Origin of the sequence: Schauerella aestuarii, from assembly GCF_009866805.1 — a bacterium.
Taxonomy (GTDB): domain Bacteria; phylum Pseudomonadota; class Gammaproteobacteria; order Burkholderiales; family Burkholderiaceae_B; genus Schauerella; species Schauerella aestuarii.
Genome location: NZ_SIZW01000039.1, coordinates 218,110 through 240,836 on the forward strand (window position 1 = coordinate 218,110; position 22,727 = coordinate 240,836).

The window sequence follows — 22,727 nt, forward strand, 5'->3', positions numbered from 1 at the left end:
GATAAATTTACTCCAAGCGTGCCTATTTTCCAGAAAAATAGGACAAATATTCTCGACAAATCCCCTTAATATGGTCAGCATGAATGACCGACTCCACGCCCAAGCCGTCACCGAGCTCGACGCTCGCCCCGATACGCAACCCGACCGCGCGCCCCGCAATGGCGCCTCGCTGCTGCTCGACACCCTGATTGCGCAAGGTGTGGACACCGTCTTCGGTTATCCCGGTGGGGCCGTGCTGCCGCTGTATGACGCGCTGCACGCCGAGCCGCGGTTGCGCCACGTACTGGTGCGCCACGAACAGGCTGCCGTGCATGCCGCCGAAGGCTATGCGCGTTCCACCGGACGTACCGGCGTCGTGATCGTGACATCCGGACCTGGGGTGGCCAATACGACCTCCGGTCTGCTCGATGCCATGTGCGATTCGATTCCGGTGCTGTGCATCAGCGGACAGGTGGCGACGTCGGCGATCGGCACCGATGCGTTCCAGGAATGCGATGCCATCGGCATCTCGCGCCCGGTGACCAAGTGGAACGCGCAAATCCATAATATCGGCGATGTGGGCGATATCGTGCACCGTGCGCTGGCGCTCACGCGCTCCGGCCGTCCGGGCCCCGTGCTGATCGATTTCCCCAAGGATGTGCAGCTTGCACCGTTGCCGTCGGTCGACCCCGAATCCGAAGAGGCGGCGGCTGCCGTCACCAGCCGCGCCGCCCTGCGTGCGCGCCGCCAGGCCGACCGCAGCCCGTCACGCCTGCCGGCAGGCGCGCTGCGCAATGCGGCCGCGTTGATCGCCCAGGCCAGGCGGCCCGTGTTTTATGGCGGTGGCGGGTTGATCAATGCCGGGGCCGAGGCCTGCGCCGTGTTCACCCAGCTTGTGCGCGATACCGGCGCGCCGTGCACGCTTACCCTGATGGGCCTGGGCGCGTTTCCGGCCTCGGATCCGCAATTCGTAGGCATGTTGGGGATGCACGGCACGCTCGAGGCCAATCTCGCCATGCACAACGCCGATCTGGTCGTCTGCGTGGGGGCGCGTTTCGACGATCGCATCACTGGTCGGATCGCCGATTTCTGCCCGCATGCCAAAAAGATCCATATCGATATCGATCCGTCGTCGATCAACAAGGTGATCCGCGTGGACGTGGCGCTGGTGGGTGACTGCCTGCCGATGGTGACGGCGCTGCGCGAAGCGGTGCACGAGCAGGTGGGCCCGGACGGTTTCGATCCCGCTCGTCTGGATGCGTGGTGGGCGCGGGTGGCGCGCTGGCGCGAGCGCGACTGCTTGAGCGTCACGCCTGAGGCCGACCGCATCCTGCCGCAGGATCTGATGAAGCGCCTGAACGCGCTGCTGCAGGACCGCGATGCGGTCGTGTCCACCGACGTGGGCCAGCATCAGATGTGGGCCGCGCAACACCTTCGCTTCGACCAACCCGGCCGTTGGCTGACCTCGGGCGGCGCCGGCACGATGGGCTACGGCGTACCGGCTGCGATCGGCGCGCAGATCGCCCATCCGGAGCGCACGGTGGTGTGCGTGAGCGGCGACGCATCGGTGCTGATGAATATTCAGGAACTGTCCACCGCGATGCAGCATCGTGTGCCCGTGAAGGTCGTGCTGTGCAACAACGGCTACATGGGCATGGTGCGGCAATGGCAGGAGCTGATCCACGGCGGGCGCTACAGCCACAGCTATAACGAATCGCTGCCGGATTTCGTGGCCTTGGCGAAAGCTTTCGGCTGGGGCGCGGCACGTGTCGAGCACCCCGACCAGCTCGATGCGGCATTGCAGGCGTGCCTCGATTACGAGGGGCCGTTCTTCCTGGATGTGTCGGTGGCGGAGCAGGAGAACTGCTTTCCGATGATGCCGGCTGGTGTGGGCCATCACCGCATCATGCTGTCGGCCGGCGAGTGGTACGAGGATGTGACCACGTCGGATTGAGCGCCAGCGTGCCGCAGCACGCAATAGCGGTGACGGTGCCGCAGTAACCGGTAGCGGCGAGTTGCACCGATAAGTAGGGCGACGTTGCAGCGATAAGTAGACGGCGACGTTGCTGCGATAAGTAGACGGCGACGTTGCAGCGATAAGTAGACGGCGAAGCTGCAGCGATAAGTAGACAGCGACGTTGCAGCGATAAGTAAAAACGGCGACTGATGCACAGTCGCCGTTTTGTTATCGATCGGTGGCGTCGCAGGTCTGCTGCGCCACCTTCGCACCGATCAGTCGTGCTTGATCGAGATCGTCTTCAGCACCGTAAACCCGTACAACGCCTCGAACCCTTTCTCGCGGCCATGGCCGCTGGCTTTCACGCCGCCGAACGGCAATTCGATGCCCCCACCTGCGCCGTAGTTGTTGATGAATACCTGGCCGCTGCGCACCTTGCGCGCCAGTCGCAGTTGGCGGCCGCCGTCGCGCGTCCAGATGCTTGCTGCCAGGCCGTATTCGGTGGCGTTGGCGATCCGTACGGCATCGGCTTCGTCATCGAAGGGCATGGCGGCCAGCACCGGACCGAATACTTCTTCCTGAGCCAGGCGATGATCGACCGGCACGTCGCGCAGCAGCGTCGGCACCTGATAGAAACCGGACGCCGGTGAACCGTCGGCCAGCTTGCCTTGTGCCACAGTGCCGATGTTGGCTTTTTTGGCGTCTTCCAGGAAGCCCGCCACGCGCGTCTGCTGTGTCTGGCGAATCAGCGGACCGCAATCCAGATCCATCGTTGCCGGTCCCGTGCGCAGGGCGGCGAACGCGGCGCCCAGGCGTTCAAGTACCTGATCGTAGGCACTGCGCTCGATGAGCAAACGGCTGCCGGCCGAGCAGGTCTGACCGGCGTTCTGGATGATGGCGTTGACCGCCACAGGCAGCAGCGCATCGATGTCGGCATCCGCGAAGACGATCTGCGGCGACTTGCCGCCCAACTCGAGCGTGACCGGCGTGTGGTTTTCGGCGGCGGCTTGCGTGACGAGCACGCCCACGCGCGGCGAACCGGTGAACGAGATGTGATCGATGCCGCGATGGCGCACCAGATCGTCGCCCGCTTCATGGCCGTAACCGGTGACGATGTTGATCGCGCCGGCGGGGAAGCCCACTTCGGCGGCGATCTCGGCGATGCGCAGGAGCGAAAGGCAGGCGTCTTCGGCGGGTTTGACCACGCAGGCATTGCCCGCCGCCAACGCGCCGCCCACGCTGCGGCCGAAAATTTGCAGCGGATAGTTCCAGGGCACGATGTGGCCGGTCACGCCGTGAGGCTCGCGGATCGTGAGCACGGTGTAGCCGTTCTGATAAGGGATCGTGGTGCCGTGCAGCTTGTCGGCGGCGCCGCCGTAGAACTCGAAGTAGCGGGCGATGGCGATCACGTCGGCGCGCGCCTGGCGGGTGGGCTTGCCGCAATCGCGCGATTCGAGCGCGGTGAGCTCGTCCACGTTATCCAACACGGCCAGCGACAGCTTCAGGAGCAGGCGGCCGCGCTCGGCGGCGGTGAGGCGGCCCCAGTCGCCTTCGAAAGCGGTCCGGGCGGCGCGTACGGCGCGGTCGATATCCTGCGCACTGCCGCGGGCGATGTGCTCGAACGTCTGGCCGTCGGAAGGATCGACGACGGCAATCGATTCGCCGCTGGCAGGCGACACGGACTGGTTGGCGATGAAATGCGTTTTCATGACGAAGCAACGCTCCTCAAAATCTGGCGGGGGTTCGGAAGGAAGAGAGATTCAGACGAAAAAAAGCGGCAGGCCAACGTGCGCGAAAGGATGCAGGCGAACGTGCACCAAAAGATGCAGACCGACGGGTGCGAACGACGTGCGGCAAGCGGCAGGCTGTGACGAGACCACAGGCGCTGACGGCGATGCGGCATCAGAACTGCACCGACAGGCCGCCGTCGACCACCAGCACGTGGCCGTTGACGTAAGAGGCGGCAGGCGACGCCAGAAATACCGCGGCGGCCGCGATCTCGTGCGGTTCGCCCCAGCGCCGCAACGGATTGCGGGCGGCGATCTGCGGACCGATGGCGGGGTCGGCCACCATCTGCGCATTCGCCTCGGTGGCGAACGTGCCCGGCGCGATGGCGTTGCTGGTGATGCCGAACGTGGCGTATTCGGTGGCGAGCGCCCGCATCAGTCCGGTCAATCCTTGCTTGGCCGCGGGATAGACGGCATCGCCGTCGCGTGCCAGTTCGCCCACGATGGAGGTGACCGCGATCAGGCGGCCCCAGCCGTGTTTGCGCATGCGTTCGGCAGCCAGCTTCGAAAGGGCAATGCCTGCAATGAGGTCGGTATCGATCAATGCGCGGATGGCGCCCAGATCGATATCGCGCAAGCGTGCCCGATGCCGCGCGCCGACGTTGTTGACCAGGATATCCAGGCGGCCGACATCGGCGTCGATAGCGCAGAACGCGGCATCGCGTGCGGCGTCGTCGGCCACGTCGAAGACCAGGGGATCGGCTGCGAGGCCTTCTTCACGCAGCTGCGTGACGGTGGCCTGCACCACATCCTCGCGGCGGCCGTTGATCAGCACCCGTGCCCCGCACTGCGCGAGCGCGCGTGCCATGCACAGTCCCAGACCGCGGGTTGAACCGGTAATGAGCGCCACGCGTCCTTGCAACGCGAAGCCATCGAGAATGTGCGGGGGGCCGCCGGCCATGCTGCGATCTCCTGTGCCGTGCGCGTCGGGATGCGCGCGTGCGTATTAGCCGTACAGGATAGCGCAGCACGCCGCCCGGAGGGTGGGGCGGCTCGCGATCCGGCATGCAGGGCACGCGGATCGCGATGGATGGCGCAGCAGCTCATGCCGCCGAGCCGATCGGTCCGCCAATGAGCAGACCGCTGACTTGGCCAATCACTCGGCCGTGGTGGTGGCCTTCTTGGCAGCCGCTTTTTTGGCCGGCGCCTTTTTGGCCGCGGCCTTTTTGACGGCCGCTTTTTTCACTGCCGGCGTTTTGGTCGCCGCTTTCTTGACGGCTGCTTTCTTCGCCGGGGCTTTCTTCGCCGCCGTCTTGGTGGCGGCCTTGGCCGGTGCGCCTGCCGTTTTGCGGCCGGGCTTTTCGGGACGCGGTTCGAACTCGAAGCCGACCTTGCCGTTCTCCTGTCGTGACAGGAACGCCTTGAACTTGCGGTTCGTGCGGCTGGAGACGAAACCGTCCAGTAGATCGGTCCGGCCTTCGTTCAGCAGCTTCGACATCTGCTCGCGCGAGATTTCCTGCTGCAGGATGACCTTGCCCGAGCGGAAATCGCAGGTTTTTTCAGGGCCGACCGACTTCTCGCACACGAAGCTCATGCCATGCTCGAACACCCGCGATTGGCACTTGGGGCAGGGCCCCAACGTGGTCTGGGCGGAGAAATCGACCGGTTCGTTGTCGTCCTCGTCGTTCTGACCGAAGTCGAACTCGAGCTTGTCCTCGGCCGTGATGCGCAGGATGGCGGCAAACGGCCGGCCCATCTTGCTGATGAAGCCTTGCAGCGGGCCGATCTCACGCTTGGCCAGCAGCTCTTCCACTTCCGGCAGTTCGAACGTGCGGCCGCCCGGGTGCTTGCCGATCGAGAAGTCGCAATTGGTGCAGGCGTAGCGGCGGTAGTTCTCCTTCACGACGCCACCGCATTTGGGGCACGGCGTGGTCAGGGTGGCATAGTCGCCGGGCACCGTGTCGCGTTCGTATTCCTTGGCGCGCTTGACGATGATCTGGGTCATCTGCGCGATCTCGCGCATGAAGGCCGCGCGATCCAGCCCGCCCTGTTCGATCTGCTTGAGCTTGTGTTCCCAGCCGCCAGTAAGTTCGGGCGAGGTGAGCTCTTTTACGTCCAGACCCGACAGCAACGTCATCAACTGGCGCGCCTTGGCCGTGGGCACCAGATCGCGCCCTTCGCGGCGCAGGTAGGTCTCGTTGATCAGGCCTTCGATGATGGATGCGCGTGTGGCCGGCGTGCCCAATCCACGCTCGGACATCGCTTCGCGCAGCTCTTCGTCTTCGACCAGCTTGCCGGCGCTTTCCATCGCCGACAGCAACGTGCCTTCGTTGAAGCGGGCCGGCGGCTTGGTCGCCAGGCCGACGGCTTCCACGTCCTCCGTGCGCACCGTTTCGCCATCGGCCACGGCGACCAGATTGGCGTCGTCGTCCTGGGCATCCTTACCGTACACGGCCAGCCAGCCCGGCACGACCAGCACTTTGCCGTCGGTACGGAAGCGGTGCCCCGACACCGCCGTCATGCGGGTCGTGATGCGATATTCGGCCGATGGGAAGAACACGGCCAGGAAGCGCTTGAGCACCAGGTCATACAGCTTGGCTTCGGCCTCGCTGAGGTTTTCGGGCACTTGCAGCGTGGGGATGATGGCAAAGTGATCCGAGACCTTTTTGTTGTCGAAAATCCGACGGTTCGGTTTGACCCAGCCTTGTTCGACGACTTTCGCGGCATGGCGCGCCAAGGCACCGGCCGGGCCGGTGCGGCTGCCGGACAGCACTTTCATCGTTTCGCCTACCGTGGGCACATAGTCTTCCGGCAGGTAGCGCGAATCGGTTCGTGGATACGTCAGCGCCTTGTGGCGCTCGTACAGCGTTTGCGCCAGGGAAAGCGTGGTCTTGGCCGAGAATCCGAAACGGCCGTTGGCCTCGCGCTGCAACGACGTCAGGTCGTAGAGCGCCGGTGCGGCCTGGGTGGACGGCTTGGACTCTTCGGTGACGGTGCCCGGCTGATCGCGGCAGGCTGCCACCACACTCAAGGCGGCGGCGTGCGACCACAGGCGGGTTTCGCGTTTTTCGGGATCGCGCTCGTCTTTCTTGTGTTCGGGGTCGATCCAGCGGCCTTCGTACAGACCTTGGGCGGCGACGAAGGTGCCGCGCACTTCCCAGTAGTCGCGCGATACGAAGCGGCGGATGCGTTCTTCACGCTCGGCCACGATCGCCAGCGTCGGCGTTTGCACGCGGCCCACCGGCGTCTTGAAGAACCCGCCATCCTTGCTGTTGAACGCCGTCATGGCGCGCGTGCCGTTGATCCCCACCAGCCAGTCGGCTTCGGCGCGCGACCGGGCGGCGGCTTCGAGCGGCTTGAGCACGCTGTCGTCGCGCAGGTTGTCGAACGCGTCGCGAATGGCCTGCTGCGTCATCGACTGCAGCCACAGGCGCTGGATCGGTTTCTTCACCGCGGCGTATTGCACGATGTAGCGGAAGATCAGTTCACCTTCGCGGCCCGCGTCACAGGCATTGATGATGGCATCCACATCCTTGCGCTTGGCCAGCCGAACCAGCAGCTTCAGCCGCTCGGCCGACTTCTTGTCGGTAGGGCCAAGCTCGAATTCGGGCGGGATCACGGGCAGGTGGGTAAAGCTCCATTTGCCCTTGACCGGATCATTGGGGGCGACAAGGCTGAGCAAATGACCGATACTCGATGCCAGTACGTAACGTTCGCTTTCAAAATAGTCGCCTTCGCGCGCGAATCCCCCCAAAGCACGGGAGATATCGAGAGCGACCGAGGGCTTCTCGGCAATAATCAGCGTTTTATTCATCGGAATCCAGTGGCGGCGGTCAGCCGCAATAGCGCGGATGATACGAGCGGAGTTTCGTGAGATGCAAGTCCAAGTCGCTATTGAAGGCGGATCGGAACAACACAGTTGGGTGACATTTCTGGCGCGATTCGCGCTGACCCTGGGCGCCGTGTTGCTCGCAAGCGGCCTGGTTTGCTTCATCGCGGCCAACTGGGCCCAGATGACGAAAACCATGCGGTTGGGGGGCGTGCAAGTCGTTTTGCTCTTGTTGGTGGGGGCAGCGCTGGCGGCTTATCCGCGATGCGCGCGGGCGGCTGGCGTACGCCAGGCGGTGCCGGCGATTTTGCTCGGTTTGGGCGGCGTGGCGATCGGGGGTTTGCTGGCTGTCATCGGACAAGCGTATCAGACAGGCGCGGATTCCTGGATGTTGTTCGCCGGCTGGGCCGTCCTGCTGCTGCCCTGGGCGGCCGCCGCGCGAGCCCCAGGCGTGTGGCTTTTGTGGTGCGCAATCGTCAACGTGGCGGCGATCATGTGGTGGGGCACGCGCGATAACGGGCCGCTCAGCCTGCTCGATTCCAGCGTGCCGGGGATTTTCCTGGCGGGCGTCAATCTGGTGCTGGTGGCCGGCTGGGAGTTCGCGCTGCGCAGCAAAATGGCGCGGCCTACCCCGGCCACCCACGCCATGATCGCGATGGTGGCGGCCGTTTGCATCGTGAGCGCATCCTCCGGCGCGCTCACCAGCAGTCATCTCTATAGCGGCGAAGGCCGATTCTCGATCACGCTGTGGGTATTCGTCACCCTGGGTGCTGGTGCTTACTACCGTTATCAGCGTCTCGATCGTTCGATTCTGGCCCTCCTGGCACTGGGCGCCATGGCCATGTCGCTGCGCATTCTGTTCGATCTGCTCGGGCCGCGGATGGACGAAGTGCTCATGCTGCTCGTGCTGGCCGTGATAGTGATCGGTCAGTCGGTGCTCATTGCGCGGTGGTTGAAAGCGCTGCCCGTGTCACGGCCTGCGCCGGCAGCGACGCCAACGCCGTCCGCTGCGGCGTCGTCTGCGGAATCGTCATTGCCCGCCCACGGGCTATCGGCCGACGATGCCGTGCGTACGAATGCCTCGCTCGAAACAGGCAAAAACGGATCGGCGCCTACGTCGGCAATCCATGCTGGCACGGCCTCCCAACCGGCAAACCACGACGCTCACACCAATGGGATCGTGCAGGCCGTGCTCGGCGTAAGTGCCTGGTTATCGATGGGGCTGATTGCCGCCGTACTGGTATTCAGCGGGTTGGTGGACAGCGAGGCAACGTCGATCACGGTGGGTGCCATTGCCGCCCTGTTGGGTCTGTTGGTGCTGAAAGGCAATCCTGGCGCCTTCATGCGGCAGGCGGCCATTTCATTCGGGGTGGCAGGGCAGGCGTTATTGACCACGGGTTTGGTCATGACCCAGGGGCCCGTCGCTACCGGGCTGATCATGACCGTGGTGGCGGTCGTCCTGATCGTGCTGGCGGACGACCCGGTGTGGCGATTCGTGAGCGGGCTGGTGCTGGCCGCAGGCATCACGGTGTTCGTCGTGTTTGACAACGGCGTGCCGATATTGGCCGTGCTCGCGCTCGGCGTGAGTGCCGGGCTGTTGTTGATCGCCGCCTTGCGATTCGGCTATGTAAAAGTCCTGCCGGTGGCATGGGCCCTGGCGATCGGGGCGCACGTGGTGGTGGCGTTCGGCGACTACAGCCAAGGGTTTGTCTATTTGGAAAGCGATCGCGCCATGGCGTGGGTCAAATGGATGATGGGCGCGTATTACGCCATTGCGCTATTGCCGACGCTGATGGCGCTGGTGATCGTGACGCAACCTGGACGTGCGTTCGACCGGCGGCTTGCCATCGCCTTGCCGACGATCATGCTGGCGTTTGCATGGCCGTTGTCATTCGTACCGGGCGCGGCACTGGCCGTGACATGGATTCTGGCCGGATTCGCCTGGGGCCGCCCGATATGGCAGGCGTTCGGCGCTGCGATGATGGCGACCTTCCTGTGGATGTTCTATTACGATCTGGGCATGCCGCTGCTCGCCAAGTCGCATCTGCTGCTTGCGACGGGGGCCGCCATATGGCTGGTGGGCGCCGCGCCCACGCTGTGGCGGTGGATGCGAGCACGGCGGGCGGCGCGCGGCACGGCAGCCGCGCCTGCCGATATCGTCGACCGCTACTGGCGCGTGGCGGTGTTGGGCGGTCTGGGCGTCATCCTGACGCTGGCCAACGCCAGCATCTATCGCTACGAAACCATCCTGGCCACGGGCCGTACGGTGATGCTCCAGTTGGCGCCCGTGGATCCGCGGGCGTTGCTGCAAGGCGACTACATGGCGCTGCGGTTTGACGTCGCGCGTCAGGTCGAGCGCGCGCGCTACAAGGCGCGCGCCGAGGCAGCGTCGGCCAATCCGGGCACACCGCCTGGGGAACGGCCCGCCCTGGATGGGTATCTGGTGCTGGAACTCGATCGCGACGGCATTGCGCAGTTGGTGCGCATCCAGCCTGCACGTACCCCACTGAATACCGGCGAAACGTTGCTGCGCTATCGCATCCGCAACGACCAAACCTATATCGTCACGAATGCATTCTTCTTCCCAGAGGGCGAGGCCAAGCATTTCGAGGCGGCGCGCTTTGGCGAATTGCGCGTCAGCGCCGAAGGCACCGGCTTGCTGGTCAAGCTGCGGGACGGCGATTTGAACCCGCTTTAGACGAAGATGATCATGGTTTGCCGACGATGCAGTCTGAAAATGGTGCGATGCCGACGACGTCAGACCATCGGCGCCGACCGCTTTGCCACAAAACGTGCCGACCATATCGGCACCGCGCGCACCCAGAAATCCGCCGCGTCGCGCGCGGGCAGCGAGGCGAAGCCCAAGGCCTGCCAGGCGGCATTGAGCGTGGCCACCGGTGCGGACACCTCCAGCGCCGGCGCGTTGTTTTGTTTGGAGAGCTTGAACCCGGTTGCGGCGTCCACGATCAGCGGCACATGCATCATCCGCGGGTTCGGCACGTCCAGCAGCCGCTGCAGGGCGCGCTGACGGGACGTGGACGTGAGCAGGTCTGCGCCGCGTACGATATCCGTCACGCCCTGATCGGCATCGTCCACCACCACGGCAAACTGGTATGCCCAGAGTCCGTCGGCCCGCTTGATCACGAAATCGCCCACTTCATGGGCCACATCCTGCGATTGCGGGCCGAGCCAACGGTCGTTGTACCGGTCGACGCCCGGCGGCACGCGAACGCGCCAGGCGCGCGCAGCACGTCCGGGCGCCAGGCCGTGACTGCAGGTGCCGGTGTAGGGCCGTTCGGTGCTGTCGGTAGTGTTGGGGGCTGCAGGGGCGTTGACGTTGACCTTGCCGTTGCTGGTCGCATTACCGTTAACGTTGCCGTTACCGCTACCGGCGACCGTGCCGCTGCCGTTCACCTTGGGTGTGGCGCTGCGCCTGGCCGCGGCCTCGGCGATTTCACGGCGGGTGCAGCCACAGCCGTAGATCAATCCACGTTCGGCGAGTTTGGCCATCACCGCCTCGTAGCGCGCATCGCGCTGCGATTGCCGCATCACCGGGCCATCCCAGTGCATGTGCAAGTTGTGCAGTTGACGTTGAATGACCGCATCCGCGCCCGGTACGGTGCGAGGGAGGTCGACATCTTCGATGCGCAGCAACCACCGGCCCGCATGGGCGCGAGCATCGAGAAAACTGGCCATGGCCGCCACCAGCGATCCCGCGTGCAGCGGGCCGCTGGGGCTGGGCGCGAATCGGCCGACGTAGGCAGGGGGCGGGCCCCCGACGATAAGCGACACCACGACGCCTTAGTGCAGGCGGCGCACGCCCTCGTCGTCCAGCAGCTCTTCGAGAACGAGGTTGTCGATCTCGGCTTCCTGGCTCCAGAGCACCATCAACGCGATGATCTTGATCTTGGCCAGCGGCACCGGCGATTCCGGCGACGCGTAGGCGCGTTCAAGCACGATCTCACGCAGGGGAGCGGGCAGGATGCCGGCGGACTCGAGGAAAGCGACGAAGCCGATGGCTTCGGTGCCCACTTGCTGGTACTCGCTATCGGTGTAGATGCGGGTGCCCGAGCTGGGCACGTGCGCCAGATCGACGCAGCGCTCAGTGGTTTCCGCCAGGCCGTAGAGCCAGCCCAGGGCATCGTCGATGTCCTCGTGCTCGAAGCCGGCCGCAGCCAGACGCTTTGCGAGGACATCTGCCGCGGGACATGCTTGCGGCGTGTAGTAATTCTCGAACAGGTAAACCAGGATATCGAACATAAGTCGCAGTAAGTGAGCCTGCCTGCACAGTTGGCCCGCGTATCGGCAAACCAGCAGACACGAAATTCAAGTTACGCTCATCTGAAGCGAGCGGCAACTGCGTAACAAACAGACGGTGGCGATATTCAGGTTAACGGTTAAACGAACTGAGACCCTATTGTGCGGCAGAAGCGCCAGCGAATCAAACGGCCTCGATGGCTTCGTTCAATTAGCGGGCTTGGGTGCGGTGGCATCCTCCCTCGGTCCTATACCGCCAGCGCCGTCTGCCGGCGCATGCGCGCCATTTGGCTGAAGACGGCGGGCAGGGCGATCAGCACGCCGATCACACCGCTGGTGATGCCCGGCTTGATGATGAGCAATGCGCCGACCACGCACAGCACCCGTTCCCATGTCGTCATGGCGGTCAGCAGGTACTTCGAGAGCGCGCCCGATAGCAGCACGAGTCCGATTGCGCAGCCGATGAAGGTCACGAAAAAGTCGGGCCACGTAAAGCCTTGCACCGAGATCAACAGTGCGGGCGAAAACACGAATACGAACGGCACGATGAGTTTGGTGATGCCCAGCCTGAAGGCGGTGTTGGCGGTGGCCATGGGATCGCTGCCCGCCAGGCCTGCCGCGGCATACGCCGCAAGGGCCACCGGCGGCGTGATATCGGCCAGCAACCCGAAATAGAACACGAAGAAGTGTGCGGCGATCGGCTGCACCCCCAACTGCACCAGTGTGGGCGCGGCCACGGTGACCATGATGATGTAGTTGGCCGTGGTCGGAATGCCGCAGCCCATCAACACGCACACGAAGCCCGTCATGATGAGGGCCATCAACAGCGTGATCGACTGCGTATCCGTGAGGGCGGCCAGGAAGTCGGGCGTGATGGCTTGAAATCCCAAGGCCAGCGCTTGCGACGCGCTGATCACGATGCTGGAGATCTTGAAGCCCACGCCTGTAAGCGTGACCACACCGATCACGATGCCCACACAACCGGCGGCCGCGCCCACGGCCAGCGCGTACTTGGCGCCGGTTTCGAAGGCGTCGTAGAGATCGCGCCACTTCAGCCGCTGCGCCGGGTTGAGCATCCCCACGACGATGCAGCCGGTGATGCCGGCGAAAGCGGCGAGATAAGGCGTGCGGCCGCTGGCGAGCACGCCCACCAGCATGATGAGCGGAATCAGGGTGGGCCAGCGTTGCTTGAACGACTGCACCAGGTGCGGCATTTCTTCGGCCGTCATGCCGCGCAGGCCCTGGCGCTTGGCTTCGAAGTGCACCTGCATGAACATGCCGAAGAAGTACAGCGCGGCCGGGCAGATCGCGGCGATGGCGATTTGTTGGTAGGGGATGCCCAGGAACTCGATCATCAGGAACGCAGCCGCGCCCATGATGGGCGGCGTGATCTGCCCGCCGGTGCTCGAGGCCGCTTCGACCGCCGCGGCGAAGTGACGCGGATAGCCGGTGCGGATCATGGCGGGAATGGTGAGTGAACCCACCGTGACGGCGTTGGCCACCGACGATCCCGACAGCATGCCGAACATCGCCGAGCCGAATACCGACACTTTGGCCGGCCCGCCGGCATACCGCCCGGCAACGGTGGAGGCCACATCCAGAAAGAGCTGACCGAGCCCGATGCGCGTGGCGAGCACGCCGAACAGCACGAAGTGGAACACGTAGGTGGCCACCACGCCCACGGCGATGCCATAGACGCCCTGACTTGTGAGATACAGGTGGTTGACCAACTGCGACCACGTGTTGCCCGCATGCTGGAACAAGCCGGGGAAGAACTGCCCGAACATGGCGTAGGCCATGAACACCAATGCGATGATAGTGAGCGGCCAGCCCATCGCGCGGCGGGTGGCTTCGAGCAGCCCGATGATCAGGATCGTACCCATGACCACGTCCAGCGTATCGGGATTGCCGACGCGAAAGGCGAGGTCATCGAAGATATAGGGGATGTAGAGGACCGTCAGCGCGAGCGCGATGGCGATGGCCCAGTCGTAGAGCGGCACGCCGCCGGGTGTCCACCATGTGTTGCGCGGCTCGCGTTCGTAATGGGCCTTGCTGAATCCGAACACCAGGAAAATCAGACTCAGGACGAAGGCAAGGTGAACGCCTCGGTGAGTGGCTTCACGCAGCAAGCCGAAGCCCGCCGTGTAGTAGTGGAAGATTGACAACATCACCAGCAGGAACGAAACCAGCATGGCGGCCGATCGATGCAATGGACGAAAGCGGATCTCGGGATCGAATTTTTCGGCGAGTTGCTGGGATTTTTCTAGATCGATTTGCATGAGAAGCACCATCGCAAGAACGCATCGCGGCGGCCTCGATATGCACGAGACCGCCGGTAAAGGAAAAGCCGCGTGGCGCCTGCCTTACTTCAACAGGCCGACTTCCTTGTAGTACTTCTCGGCGCCGGGATGAAACGGAATGCCGGCACCTTTGACGGCGTTTTCGCGCGTGATCATCTTGCCTTTGGCGTGACCGCTATCGAGCGTTTTGCGCGTCGCATCGTTGTAGAGCGTTTTGGTCATTTCGTAGATCACGTCCGTCGGGATCTTGGCCGACGTCACCATCTGCGCATTGACCGAGATGGTCTTCGTCTCGCCCACGCCCTGATACGTATTCGCCGCAATCGTGTCGGGCGTGAAGAACTCCTGCTTCTGGCGCAGGCCGTCGATCTCGGGGCCGACCAACGGTACGAGTTCGATGCCGCCGCCGCTCGATGCGAGCTCGGCGATGGCCCCGGCCGGCGCGCCGCCCACGAAGAAGAACGCATCCAGCCCGCCGTCCTTGAGCTTGTCGCCCGCCTGGTTGGGCTTGAGGTATTCCGCTTTGATGTCCTTTTCGGTAATGCCGTACGCGCCCAGGATCAACCGTACGTCGACGAGCGTGCCCGATCCGGGTTCGTCCATCGACACGCGTTTGCCTTTCAGGTCGGCCACCGATTTGATGCCCGCGCCTTTGCGCGTCACCAGATGAATACTTTCGGGATATAGGGTGGAAATCAGGCGTAGCCCTTCCGCCTTTGGCCGGCCTTCGAAGGTGCCGGTGCCGGTGAAGGCCCAATAGGCCACATCGGACTGCGTGAAGCCGGCTTCGAGCGAACCGCCCTGGATGCCGTTGATGTTGGCCACCGAGCCATTGGATGCGACGGCTGTGGCGATGAGTTTGCCCGGCACCGAGACCGAGTTGGCGATCATGCCGCCCACCGGGTAGTACGTGCCGGCCGTGCCGCCCGTGCCGATGCGGAAGAACTGTTGTGCCTGCGCGCCGGTGGCCGCGGTGGCGAGCATGGCGGCAAGCGACAGTGTTTTGACCCAGGTATTCAACGACATGACGGCTTCTCCAAAGGACTGCTTGATGACGTGACGTGAGCACCTGTCCCCTCAGACAGGCGCACGATGCAGCGCAAGCCATGAACCGTCTGTGATGCGGTGTGATAATGGCTTGCCTGTGTCAGTTTGGCACGCGATGTATCTCAAGCCAACGCTTACGGCATCATGGTTTGCCCCAACTAGGAGAAACGGATTCATGACTTTCGACGTTACCGATGATGCCGCCATGCATGCGTTTATCGACATCGAGGTGCCGCCCCCCGCGCGCGTGGGCGATGCGGCCTCGGACATCGACACGCCGTCGCTGGTGCTGGACCTGGATGTTTTCGACGCCAATCTGGCACGCATGCAGGCGTGGGCCACAAAGCACGGGGTGGGCTTGCGCGCGCACGCCAAGGCGCACAAATGTCCCGAGGTGGCCTTGCGGCAGATCGCGCTGGGGGCAGTGGGCATCTGCTGTCAGAAAGTGACTGAAGCCGTGCCGTTCGTGCAAGCTGGCGTGGAAGATATTCTGATCAGCAACCAGGTGGTGGGCGCGCCGAAGTTGGCGTTGCTGGCCCGGCTCGCGTCGCAAGCCCGCATGGCCGTTTGCGTGGACGATGCGGGCAATCTTGCCGATATCGCAGCGGCCATGCAGCATGCCGGTACCACCATCGATATCCTGGTCGAGATCGATGTGGGGCAGGGGCGTTGCGGCGTACCCGATGCGGCGGGCGCATGGACCCTGGCGCAGTATGCCGCCACCACGCCGGGCCTGCGGTTTCGCGGCTTGCAGGCTTATCACGGGTCGGTACAGCACGTACGCGAGCCGGCGGCACGCGCGGCCATTTGCAGGGAGGTCGCCGCGCGTATCCAGGCGGTGGTCGCGCATTTGAACGAACGCGGGCTCGCGTGCGCCGACATCAGCGGCGCCGGCACGGGCTCGGCGCAATTCGATGCGGGCAATGGCCTCTATACCGAACTGCAGGCCGGCAGCTACGCCTTCATGGATGTGGATTACGGCAGCAACGCGTGGGACGAGGTACTGGCGTTCGACGTGAGCCTCACGCTGTTGAGCACGGTAATGAGCGTGGCCACGCCGGGCCGCGCGGTGCTGGATGCCGGACTGAAATCGATGACGATCGAGTCGGGCCTGCCCCGCGTGCTGGGCCGCGCGGGCTTGCGCGTGGCGCAGGTCAACGATGAACATGCCGTGGTGGCGGTCGAGTCGGGTGCCGCGCCCGCGTTGGGCGACAAGCTGGCGCTCGTGGTGCCCCACGTGGACCCGGCCTTCAATCTGCACGATACGGTCGTGGCCGTGCGCGGCGGTCGGGTCGAAGGCTTGTGGGCGATCGCGGCTCGGGGATTGAGCCGCTAGTTGCGCCCGATTGAGGCTCGCCGACGCCGTGGCGAGCGGCTGGCAGGGTCAGCAACGAACGGGATCAGTCATCCAGCAAGGCCAGCAATTGAAAGGCGAGCGGCGCTGCGGCCGCCGCCTCGATGATCTGCATCAGTCGAGCTGCGCGCCGGAACGCTTGACGGCATCGCCCCATTTGACGATTTCGCTGTCGATATACGCGCCGGTTTCGGCCGGCGTCTTGATCATCGGCTCGGCGCCGCGATCCCGCAGGAACTGCGCCATGTCCGGTTGCTGAAGCACGCGGCCGATGGCCTCGTTCATATACGTCACCGCTTCGGGCGGCGTGCCGGCCGGCGCGAGCACCACGGCCCAGCCGATCGCCTCGAAGCCGGGATAGCCGGACTCCGCCACGGTGGGCACGTCGGGCAATTGCGAAATGCGCTGCGCCGACGTCACCGCGAGAGCGATGGCGCGTTTGGACTGCAAGCTGGTCATCGCCGCCGTCACCGAATCCACCATCAAAGGCACCTGGTGACCCAGGAAATCCGCTTGTGCCGGGCCGCTGCCGCGATAGGGAATGTGGCGGATCTGAATTTGCGCGGCCGCCTTGAACATCTCGGCCGACAGATGCTGCGTGCCGCCCACGCCGGCGCTGGCGTACGCCAGTTCGTCGGGATGCGCGCGCGCGTCCTTGACCAGATCGGCGATCGAATTGATGCCCGACTGGGGATTGGCGAGAAACACGAGCGGCACCGAAAACACGCTGGCCACCGGCGTGAAGTCCGTCTTCAGGTCGTAGCGCAGCGACGTGTACAGCGTGCGGTTGACGGCTGCGGCGCTGGCGGGCATCACGAAGGTGTAGCCGTCGGCATCGGCGCGCGCGGCCTGTTCCAGGCCGATATTGCTGCCGGCGCCGGCCTTGTTTTCGATGATGATCGGCTGCTTGATGATCGGACCCAGGCGCTCGGCCATGGCGCGCGCGAAGATATCGGTCGCCTGTCCCGGCGGGAACGGCACGATCAGGCGGATGGGGCGGTCGGGATACGCTGCGAGTGCAGCAGTGCTGGCCACGGCCAGGCACAGGCCGAGAAGAAGACGTTTCATTGCAAGGTCTCGAAAATATAAGCGCGGGCGATGCCGGCGGAAATCGGTACAAGGGGCGAAGACGGCATTGCAGGGGCCGCGAGTCAGGCCCCTGTCGACTCGTCTGACGCACCTTGTGGGCATGCCGCGAGCATTTTTGACGACGGGCGTCACAATACCATCCCCCTGCGATGCTAAATTGTGTGGTTACGCCACATCGGTGGTCTTACTCTTGCCGTTTCAGGAACTGCACATGGCCTTGAATGAATACGATGTCTCGTCTTTGATGGACATCACCTCGCGTCCCGACCTCGTTTTCGTCAAGGGCCAGGGCTCCTGGCTGGAAGACAACAGCGGCAAGCGATATCTGGATTTCATTCAGGGCTGGGCCGTGAACTGCCTGGGCCATAGCGCGCCCGAGATGAAGCAGGCCCTCGTCGCGCAAGCCGATAAGCTCATGAATCCGTCGCCGGCGTTCTACAACGAGCCGTCGATCGCGCTGTCGCTGCGTCTCACGCAGGCGTCGTGTTTCGATCGCGTGTTCTTCGCCAACAGCGGCGCCGAAGCCAATGAAGGCGCGATCAAGCTCGCCCGCAAATGGGGCCGCGTCAAGCGCAACGGCGCCTACAAGATCATCACGATGGACCACGGCTTCCACGGCCGTACGCTCGCCACCATGTCGGCGTCGGGCAAACCGGGCTGGGGCACGATGTTCGCCCCGCAGGTGGACGGATTCCCGAAGGCCGATCTGAACGACCTGGCCTCCGTCGAGGCGTTGATCGACGACCAGACGGTCGCCATCATGCTCGAACCGGTACAGGGCGAGGGGGGCGTGATCCCCGCCACCAAGGCATTCATGCAAGGCCTGCGCCGTCTGGCCGACACGCACAATCTGCTGTTGATCGTGGACGAAGTGCAAACCGGCATGGGCCGTTGCGGCACGATGTTCGCGTATCAATTGTCGGACGTGGTGCCGGACATCATGACGCTGGGCAAAGGCATCGGCGGCGGTGTGCCGCTGGCCGCGCTCCTGGCGCGCCAGGACGTGTGCGTGTTTTCGCATGGCGACCAGGGCGGCACGTACAACGGCAATCCGTTGTCGACGGCGGTGGGCGTGGCGGTGTTCGATGCGTTGGCGGCCCCGGGCTTCCTGGACGGCGTCAAGGCACGTGCCCAGCAGTTGCAGAAGGGCCTGATGACGATTTCCGGCAAGCATGGCATGGGTGGCGAACGCGGGCATGGTCTCTTGCGTGCGTTGATCCTTGATCGCGACGACGGTCCTGCCATCGTGGAGGCGGCGCGCACCCGTGCACCCGAAGGTCTGCTGCTGAATGCGCCGCGTCCCAATCTGCTGCGCTTCATGCCGGCCCTGAACGTGACCGAGCAGGAAGTGGCCACGATGCTCAAGCAGCTCGACGAGCTGATTACGGCGGTTCGCAAGGGTTGATCGCCGCGCGACCGAGATCGCCTCATTTCGTCATGTCGCCAAACGACGACGTGAGGCGATCGGAAGCGCATAGCCACCTCGGCGGCAGGGTCGGTGTCGCTCGACGTTCCATGTTGGACGCTGGCAGCGCCGACATTGCAGACGTCAGGTTGGCACTTCCGACAACGCCAGCGTCAGGCCGGCCGCGCGACCGGCTCTTCGTCGGGGTGCAGCGACTTGAGGTTGCGCAACTCCGGAAACAGCCACATCCATATCCCTGCGACGGCAATCGTGCCCAGTCCGCCAATCACGACGGCCGGTGCGGCGCCGACGAGGGCCGCCACCACGCCCGATTCGAACTCGCCCAATTGATTGGACGTGCCGATGAAGAGGGTGTTGACGGCGCTCACCCGCCCAAGCATCTCGTCAGGCGTATTGAGTTGCACCAGCGACGAGCGCACCACGACGCTGATGGCATCGGCGGCGCCCAGTACCACCAGGGCCGCCACCGAGATCGGAATCGAGGTGGACAGGCCGAACACCACCGTCGCCAGGCCGAACATCCCCAGCGCGGCAAACAGTTTGTGGCCGATATTGCCTTCCAGCCCGCCGCTGCGCGCCAAGGCCAACGACATCAGCACCGCGCCACACGCCGGTGCCGCGCGTAAAAAGCCCAGCGCCCAGGGGCCGGCATGCAGAATATCCTTGGCAAACACGGGGAGCAATGCCGTGGCACCGCCCAGCAGCACGGCGAATAGATCCAGCGAGAGTGTGCCCAGCAGGATGCGGCGGCGCGCGATGAACGACAGGCCGGCAAAGATGGTGCGCCAGGTCGTGGCAGCGCGCTTGGCCGGCGCGCGCTGGATGGGCAGCGACACGATCGCCGCCAATGCCGTCAGGTGCATGGCCGCAGCGGCCAGGTAGATGCCGCCTGCGCCAAAACCATAGCCGATCCCGCCCAGAGCAGGCCCGGCAATCTGCGCAACCTGATTGCTCGATGCCGCGAATGCCGTGGCGCGCGGAATCCACTCGCGCGCCACGACAGCCGGAATGAGGGTGGAAAGCGTGGGCGCCTCGAAGGCGCGCGCGGCGCTCAGGGCGATGATGGTGGCGTACACCAGCAGCTTGTCGGCATGCCCGGTAAGCGACGCCACGGCCAGCACGGTGGTGGCGATGGCTTCGAGCGCCAGGCAGCAGGCCACGATCTTGCGCCGATCGAATTTGTCGGCCGCATGGCCGACCACCAAGGTGAGGATCACCATCGGTGCAAACTGCGCCAGCCCGATCATGCCCAGATCGAACGCGCTCCCGGTCATGTCATAGACCTGCCAGCCGACGGCCACCGACACGATTTGAAAGGCCAGCGATGAGGCGAAGCGCGCAACGAGAAAGCGCGCAAACGCCGGGTGCGCAGCAAACAGAGTGGGAGCGGAAGGAGGCATCGGCGGATCGTACCTGGGGCGGGCTTACGACTGCTTGAAGTCGGGCGACCAGAGGCGCGGCCCCGACACCTGCTGCGGCAGCTATGGTTGCTGCGGCTGCTGCGGCTGCTGCAGTGGCTGCCACGGTTACTGCCACCTTTGCTGCAGGTACGGTGGCTGCCACGGTTGCTGCGGCAGCCCAACGGCGCTACCGCAGCAACGACCGCGCTGTTATGCGGCCGCTTTGGCCTCGATCGCCAGCAGCACGGCGCCATCGGTGACCTGGTCGCCGATGCTGAAGAACACCTCACCCACCTGGCCCGCTTCGGGCGCGGTGATCGTGTGCTCCATCTTCATGGCTTCCATCACCAGCAGTGCCTGCCCGCGCTCGACGGTGTCGCCTGCATTCACGTGGACCGCAATGATCTTGCCGGGCATGGGCGCCGTAAGGCTGCCGGCATGGTCGCCCGCGTCGTCGTCGGCATGCGCAAGCGGATCGCGCCACGTAAGCGCCGTTGTGTTGCCCTCACGAAACACCACCACGCGCTCGCCTTGCCAGATCACGGTGCCGCGTACTCGCCGATCCGGCAAATGCGCGTGTACCGTCATGCTGCGCGGATCGGCCGCGTCGGCTGCGGCTTCGGTGGTGAACGTCACCGCAACTGCGGCGCCGTCCGTCACATTGTCCGCGCCGATGCGCCACTGCCCATGATGACGGGTGGCGATAACGGTGGTGGGGTGATCGCGGTCCACGAACGTAAAGCTGCGGCGATACGCCGATTGACCGCGCCAGCCGTCGCTGGCACCCCAGGGATCGGCCCAGGCACCGCGCTGGGGCGTCGTCGAGGCGGCGCCCGTGGCGGCATGGCCGCCCGCGTGCACGGCCGTGCCTGTGGGTGCAGCGGCCGCGCCGTCGCGCAAGGGCGCCGCGATCTGGCTGATCGCGGCCAGCAGCAGATCGTCCTGGCTGGTGGCCACCGTGCCCGCTTCGGGCAGCAACGTGGCGCGGCGGCGTTCGATCAAGCCCGTGTCGAGATCGGCAGCGGCAAAGGCTTCGTCGCGCATGAGGCGCAGCAAGAATGCAGCGTTGGTTTGCACGCCCACCACCTGGGTGGCGGCGAGCGCCTGAATCATGCGCTGGCGCGCCTGATCACGGTCGGCGCCGGCCACGATGATCTTGGCGATCATGGGATCGTAGAAGGGCGAGATCGTGTCGCCTGCACGCACGCCGCCGTCCACCCGCAGCTCGCCCAGGGTAAAGGCGGTATGCGGCGGCAGGGCCAGGTGCGCCAGGGTGCCGATGGAGGGTAGAAACCCGTTGTCTGGATTCTCGGCGTACAGCCGCGCTTCGATGGCGTGGCCGTGGATCTGCAGCATCTCCTGGGTGGCGGGCAAGGGTTCGCCTGCGGCCACTCGCAGTTGCCACTCGACCAGGTCGGTACCGGTGATGAACTCGGTGACCGGATGCTCGACCTGCAGCCGCGTATTCATTTCCATGAAGTAGAACCGGCCATCGGGCTCGACGATGAACTCCACCGTCCCGGCGCCCACGTAGTTGACGGCGCGCGCAGCGGCCACGGCGGCATCGCCCATGGCCTTGCGGCGCTCATCCGTCATGCCGGGCGCGGGCGCCTCTTCGATCACCTTCTGGTGGCGCCGCTGTACCGAGCAATCGCGTTCGAACAAGTGCACGCAGTTGCCGTGCGTGTCGGCAAATACCTGGATTTCGATGTGACGCGGCTTTTGCAGATAGCGTTCGATCAGTACGCGGTCGTCGCCGAAGCTGGCCTGCGCCTCGCGTTTGCACGACGTGAGCGCATCGGCGAATGCAGCCGTGTTTTCCACCACCCGCATGCCTTTGCCGCCGCCGCCCGCGCTGGCTTTGATGAGTACGGGATATCCGATGCGATCGGCCTCACGATGCAACAGTGCGGGATCCTGGTCGTCGCCGTGATAGCCCGGCACCAAAGGCACACCCGCTTTTTCCATCAGCGATTTGGCCGCCGATTTGCTGCCCATGGCGGCGATGGCAGAGGGGGGCGGCCCGACGAAGATCAAGCCCGCATCTGCCACGCTTTGGGCGAAGGCTTCGTTCTCCGACAGAAATCCATACCCGGGATGGATGGCGTCGGCACCCGCTGCGAGCGCAGCCGCCAGCACGACATCGCCGCGCAGATAGCTTTGACGGGGTTCGGAGCCGCCAATGTGAATCGCGGTGTCGCACGCTGCGACATGGCGCGAATCGGCATCCGCATCCGAATAGACGGCGACGGTGCGCAGTCCCATGCGACGCGCGGTGGCGGCGACGCGGCAGGCGATTTCGCCGCGGTTGGCAATCAATATGGTCGAAAACACAGTGTCTCCTCTCGAACCGGTTGCCCGA

Annotated in this window: 14 protein-coding genes; 4 read left to right on the top strand and 10 right to left on the bottom strand. The window is 64.7% G+C overall.

What is annotated here, in order from left to right; translation table 11 throughout:
- The first annotated feature begins 70 nt into the window (after positions 1-70).
- Positions 71-1,933, top strand: a complete 1,863-nt coding sequence (gene ilvB, locus EYW45_RS04095; protein WP_161134097.1) for a biosynthetic-type acetolactate synthase large subunit — start codon at positions 71-73, stop codon at positions 1,931-1,933.
- 278 nt (positions 1,934-2,211) lie between these two features.
- Here ilvB and EYW45_RS04100 read toward each other — a convergent pair whose 3' ends face one another.
- From EYW45_RS04100 to EYW45_RS04110, 3 genes are all read right to left on the bottom strand, one after another.
- Positions 2,212-3,645: an aldehyde dehydrogenase family protein gene (locus EYW45_RS04100; protein WP_161134098.1), complete on the bottom strand. Its 1,434-nt coding sequence runs from the start codon at positions 3,643-3,645 to the stop codon at positions 2,212-2,214.
- Between the two features lie 193 nt (positions 3,646-3,838).
- A complete protein-coding gene (locus EYW45_RS04105) occupies positions 3,839-4,624 on the bottom strand; it encodes an SDR family oxidoreductase (RefSeq protein ID WP_161134099.1) in 786 nt (261 codons plus the stop codon).
- Positions 4,625-4,819: 195 nt separating this feature from the next.
- Positions 4,820-7,477, bottom strand: coding sequence for a DNA topoisomerase III (locus EYW45_RS04110; RefSeq protein ID WP_161134100.1), 2,658 nt, complete (start codon positions 7,475-7,477; stop codon positions 4,820-4,822).
- A gap of 61 nt (positions 7,478-7,538) precedes the next feature.
- Between EYW45_RS04110 and EYW45_RS04115 the strand changes: the two genes are divergently transcribed.
- Complete coding sequence (locus tag EYW45_RS04115; RefSeq protein ID WP_161134101.1) at positions 7,539-10,190, top strand: GDYXXLXY domain-containing protein; 2,652 nt, start codon at positions 7,539-7,541, stop codon at positions 10,188-10,190.
- A gap of 59 nt (positions 10,191-10,249) precedes the next feature.
- On the opposite strand, the gene gluQRS is transcribed toward EYW45_RS04115, so the two are convergent.
- From gluQRS to EYW45_RS04135, 4 genes are all read right to left on the bottom strand, one after another.
- The gene (gluQRS, locus tag EYW45_RS04120) at positions 10,250-11,284 is read right to left on the bottom strand and encodes a tRNA glutamyl-Q(34) synthetase GluQRS (protein ID WP_328703591.1); all 1,035 of its coding nucleotides are present in this window, start codon (positions 11,282-11,284) and stop codon (positions 10,250-10,252) included.
- Between the two features lie 9 nt (positions 11,285-11,293).
- The gene (locus tag EYW45_RS04125) at positions 11,294-11,752 is read right to left on the bottom strand and encodes a DUF494 family protein (RefSeq protein ID WP_161134102.1); all 459 of its coding nucleotides are present in this window, start codon (positions 11,750-11,752) and stop codon (positions 11,294-11,296) included.
- 245 nt (positions 11,753-11,997) lie between these two features.
- Positions 11,998-14,028 carry a TRAP transporter permease gene (locus EYW45_RS04130; protein ID WP_161134103.1) on the bottom strand — a complete coding sequence of 677 codons (2,031 nt, stop codon included), beginning with the start codon at positions 14,026-14,028 and terminating at the stop codon, positions 11,998-12,000.
- Between the two features lie 84 nt (positions 14,029-14,112).
- Complete coding sequence (locus EYW45_RS04135) at positions 14,113-15,075, bottom strand: TAXI family TRAP transporter solute-binding subunit (protein ID WP_161134104.1); 963 nt, start codon at positions 15,073-15,075, stop codon at positions 14,113-14,115.
- Positions 15,076-15,301: 226 nt separating this feature from the next.
- Here EYW45_RS04135 and EYW45_RS04140 point away from each other — a divergent pair, with 226 nt between their 5' ends.
- On the top strand, positions 15,302-16,432 hold the full coding sequence (locus EYW45_RS04140) for a DSD1 family PLP-dependent enzyme (RefSeq protein ID WP_161134586.1): 1,131 nt from the start codon (positions 15,302-15,304) through the stop codon (positions 16,430-16,432).
- A gap of 132 nt (positions 16,433-16,564) precedes the next feature.
- Here EYW45_RS04140 and EYW45_RS04145 read toward each other — a convergent pair whose 3' ends face one another.
- A complete protein-coding gene (locus tag EYW45_RS04145; protein WP_161134105.1) occupies positions 16,565-17,518 on the bottom strand; it encodes a Bug family tripartite tricarboxylate transporter substrate binding protein in 954 nt (317 codons plus the stop codon).
- A 232-nt stretch (positions 17,519-17,750) separates the two neighbouring features.
- On the opposite strand from EYW45_RS04145, the gene EYW45_RS04150 reads away from it, so the two are divergent.
- A complete protein-coding gene (locus EYW45_RS04150; RefSeq protein WP_161134106.1) occupies positions 17,751-18,944 on the top strand; it encodes an acetylornithine transaminase in 1,194 nt (397 codons plus the stop codon).
- Positions 18,945-19,117: 173 nt separating this feature from the next.
- Here EYW45_RS04150 and EYW45_RS04155 read toward each other — a convergent pair whose 3' ends face one another.
- Together EYW45_RS04155 and EYW45_RS04160 are read right to left on the bottom strand one after the other, a co-directional pair.
- Positions 19,118-20,365, bottom strand: coding sequence for an MFS transporter (locus EYW45_RS04155; RefSeq protein WP_161134107.1), 1,248 nt, complete (start codon positions 20,363-20,365; stop codon positions 19,118-19,120).
- Positions 20,366-20,575: 210 nt separating this feature from the next.
- Positions 20,576-22,699: an acetyl/propionyl/methylcrotonyl-CoA carboxylase subunit alpha gene (locus EYW45_RS04160; RefSeq protein WP_161134108.1), complete on the bottom strand. Its 2,124-nt coding sequence runs from the start codon at positions 22,697-22,699 to the stop codon at positions 20,576-20,578.
- Positions 22,700-22,727: the final 28 nt, after the last annotated feature.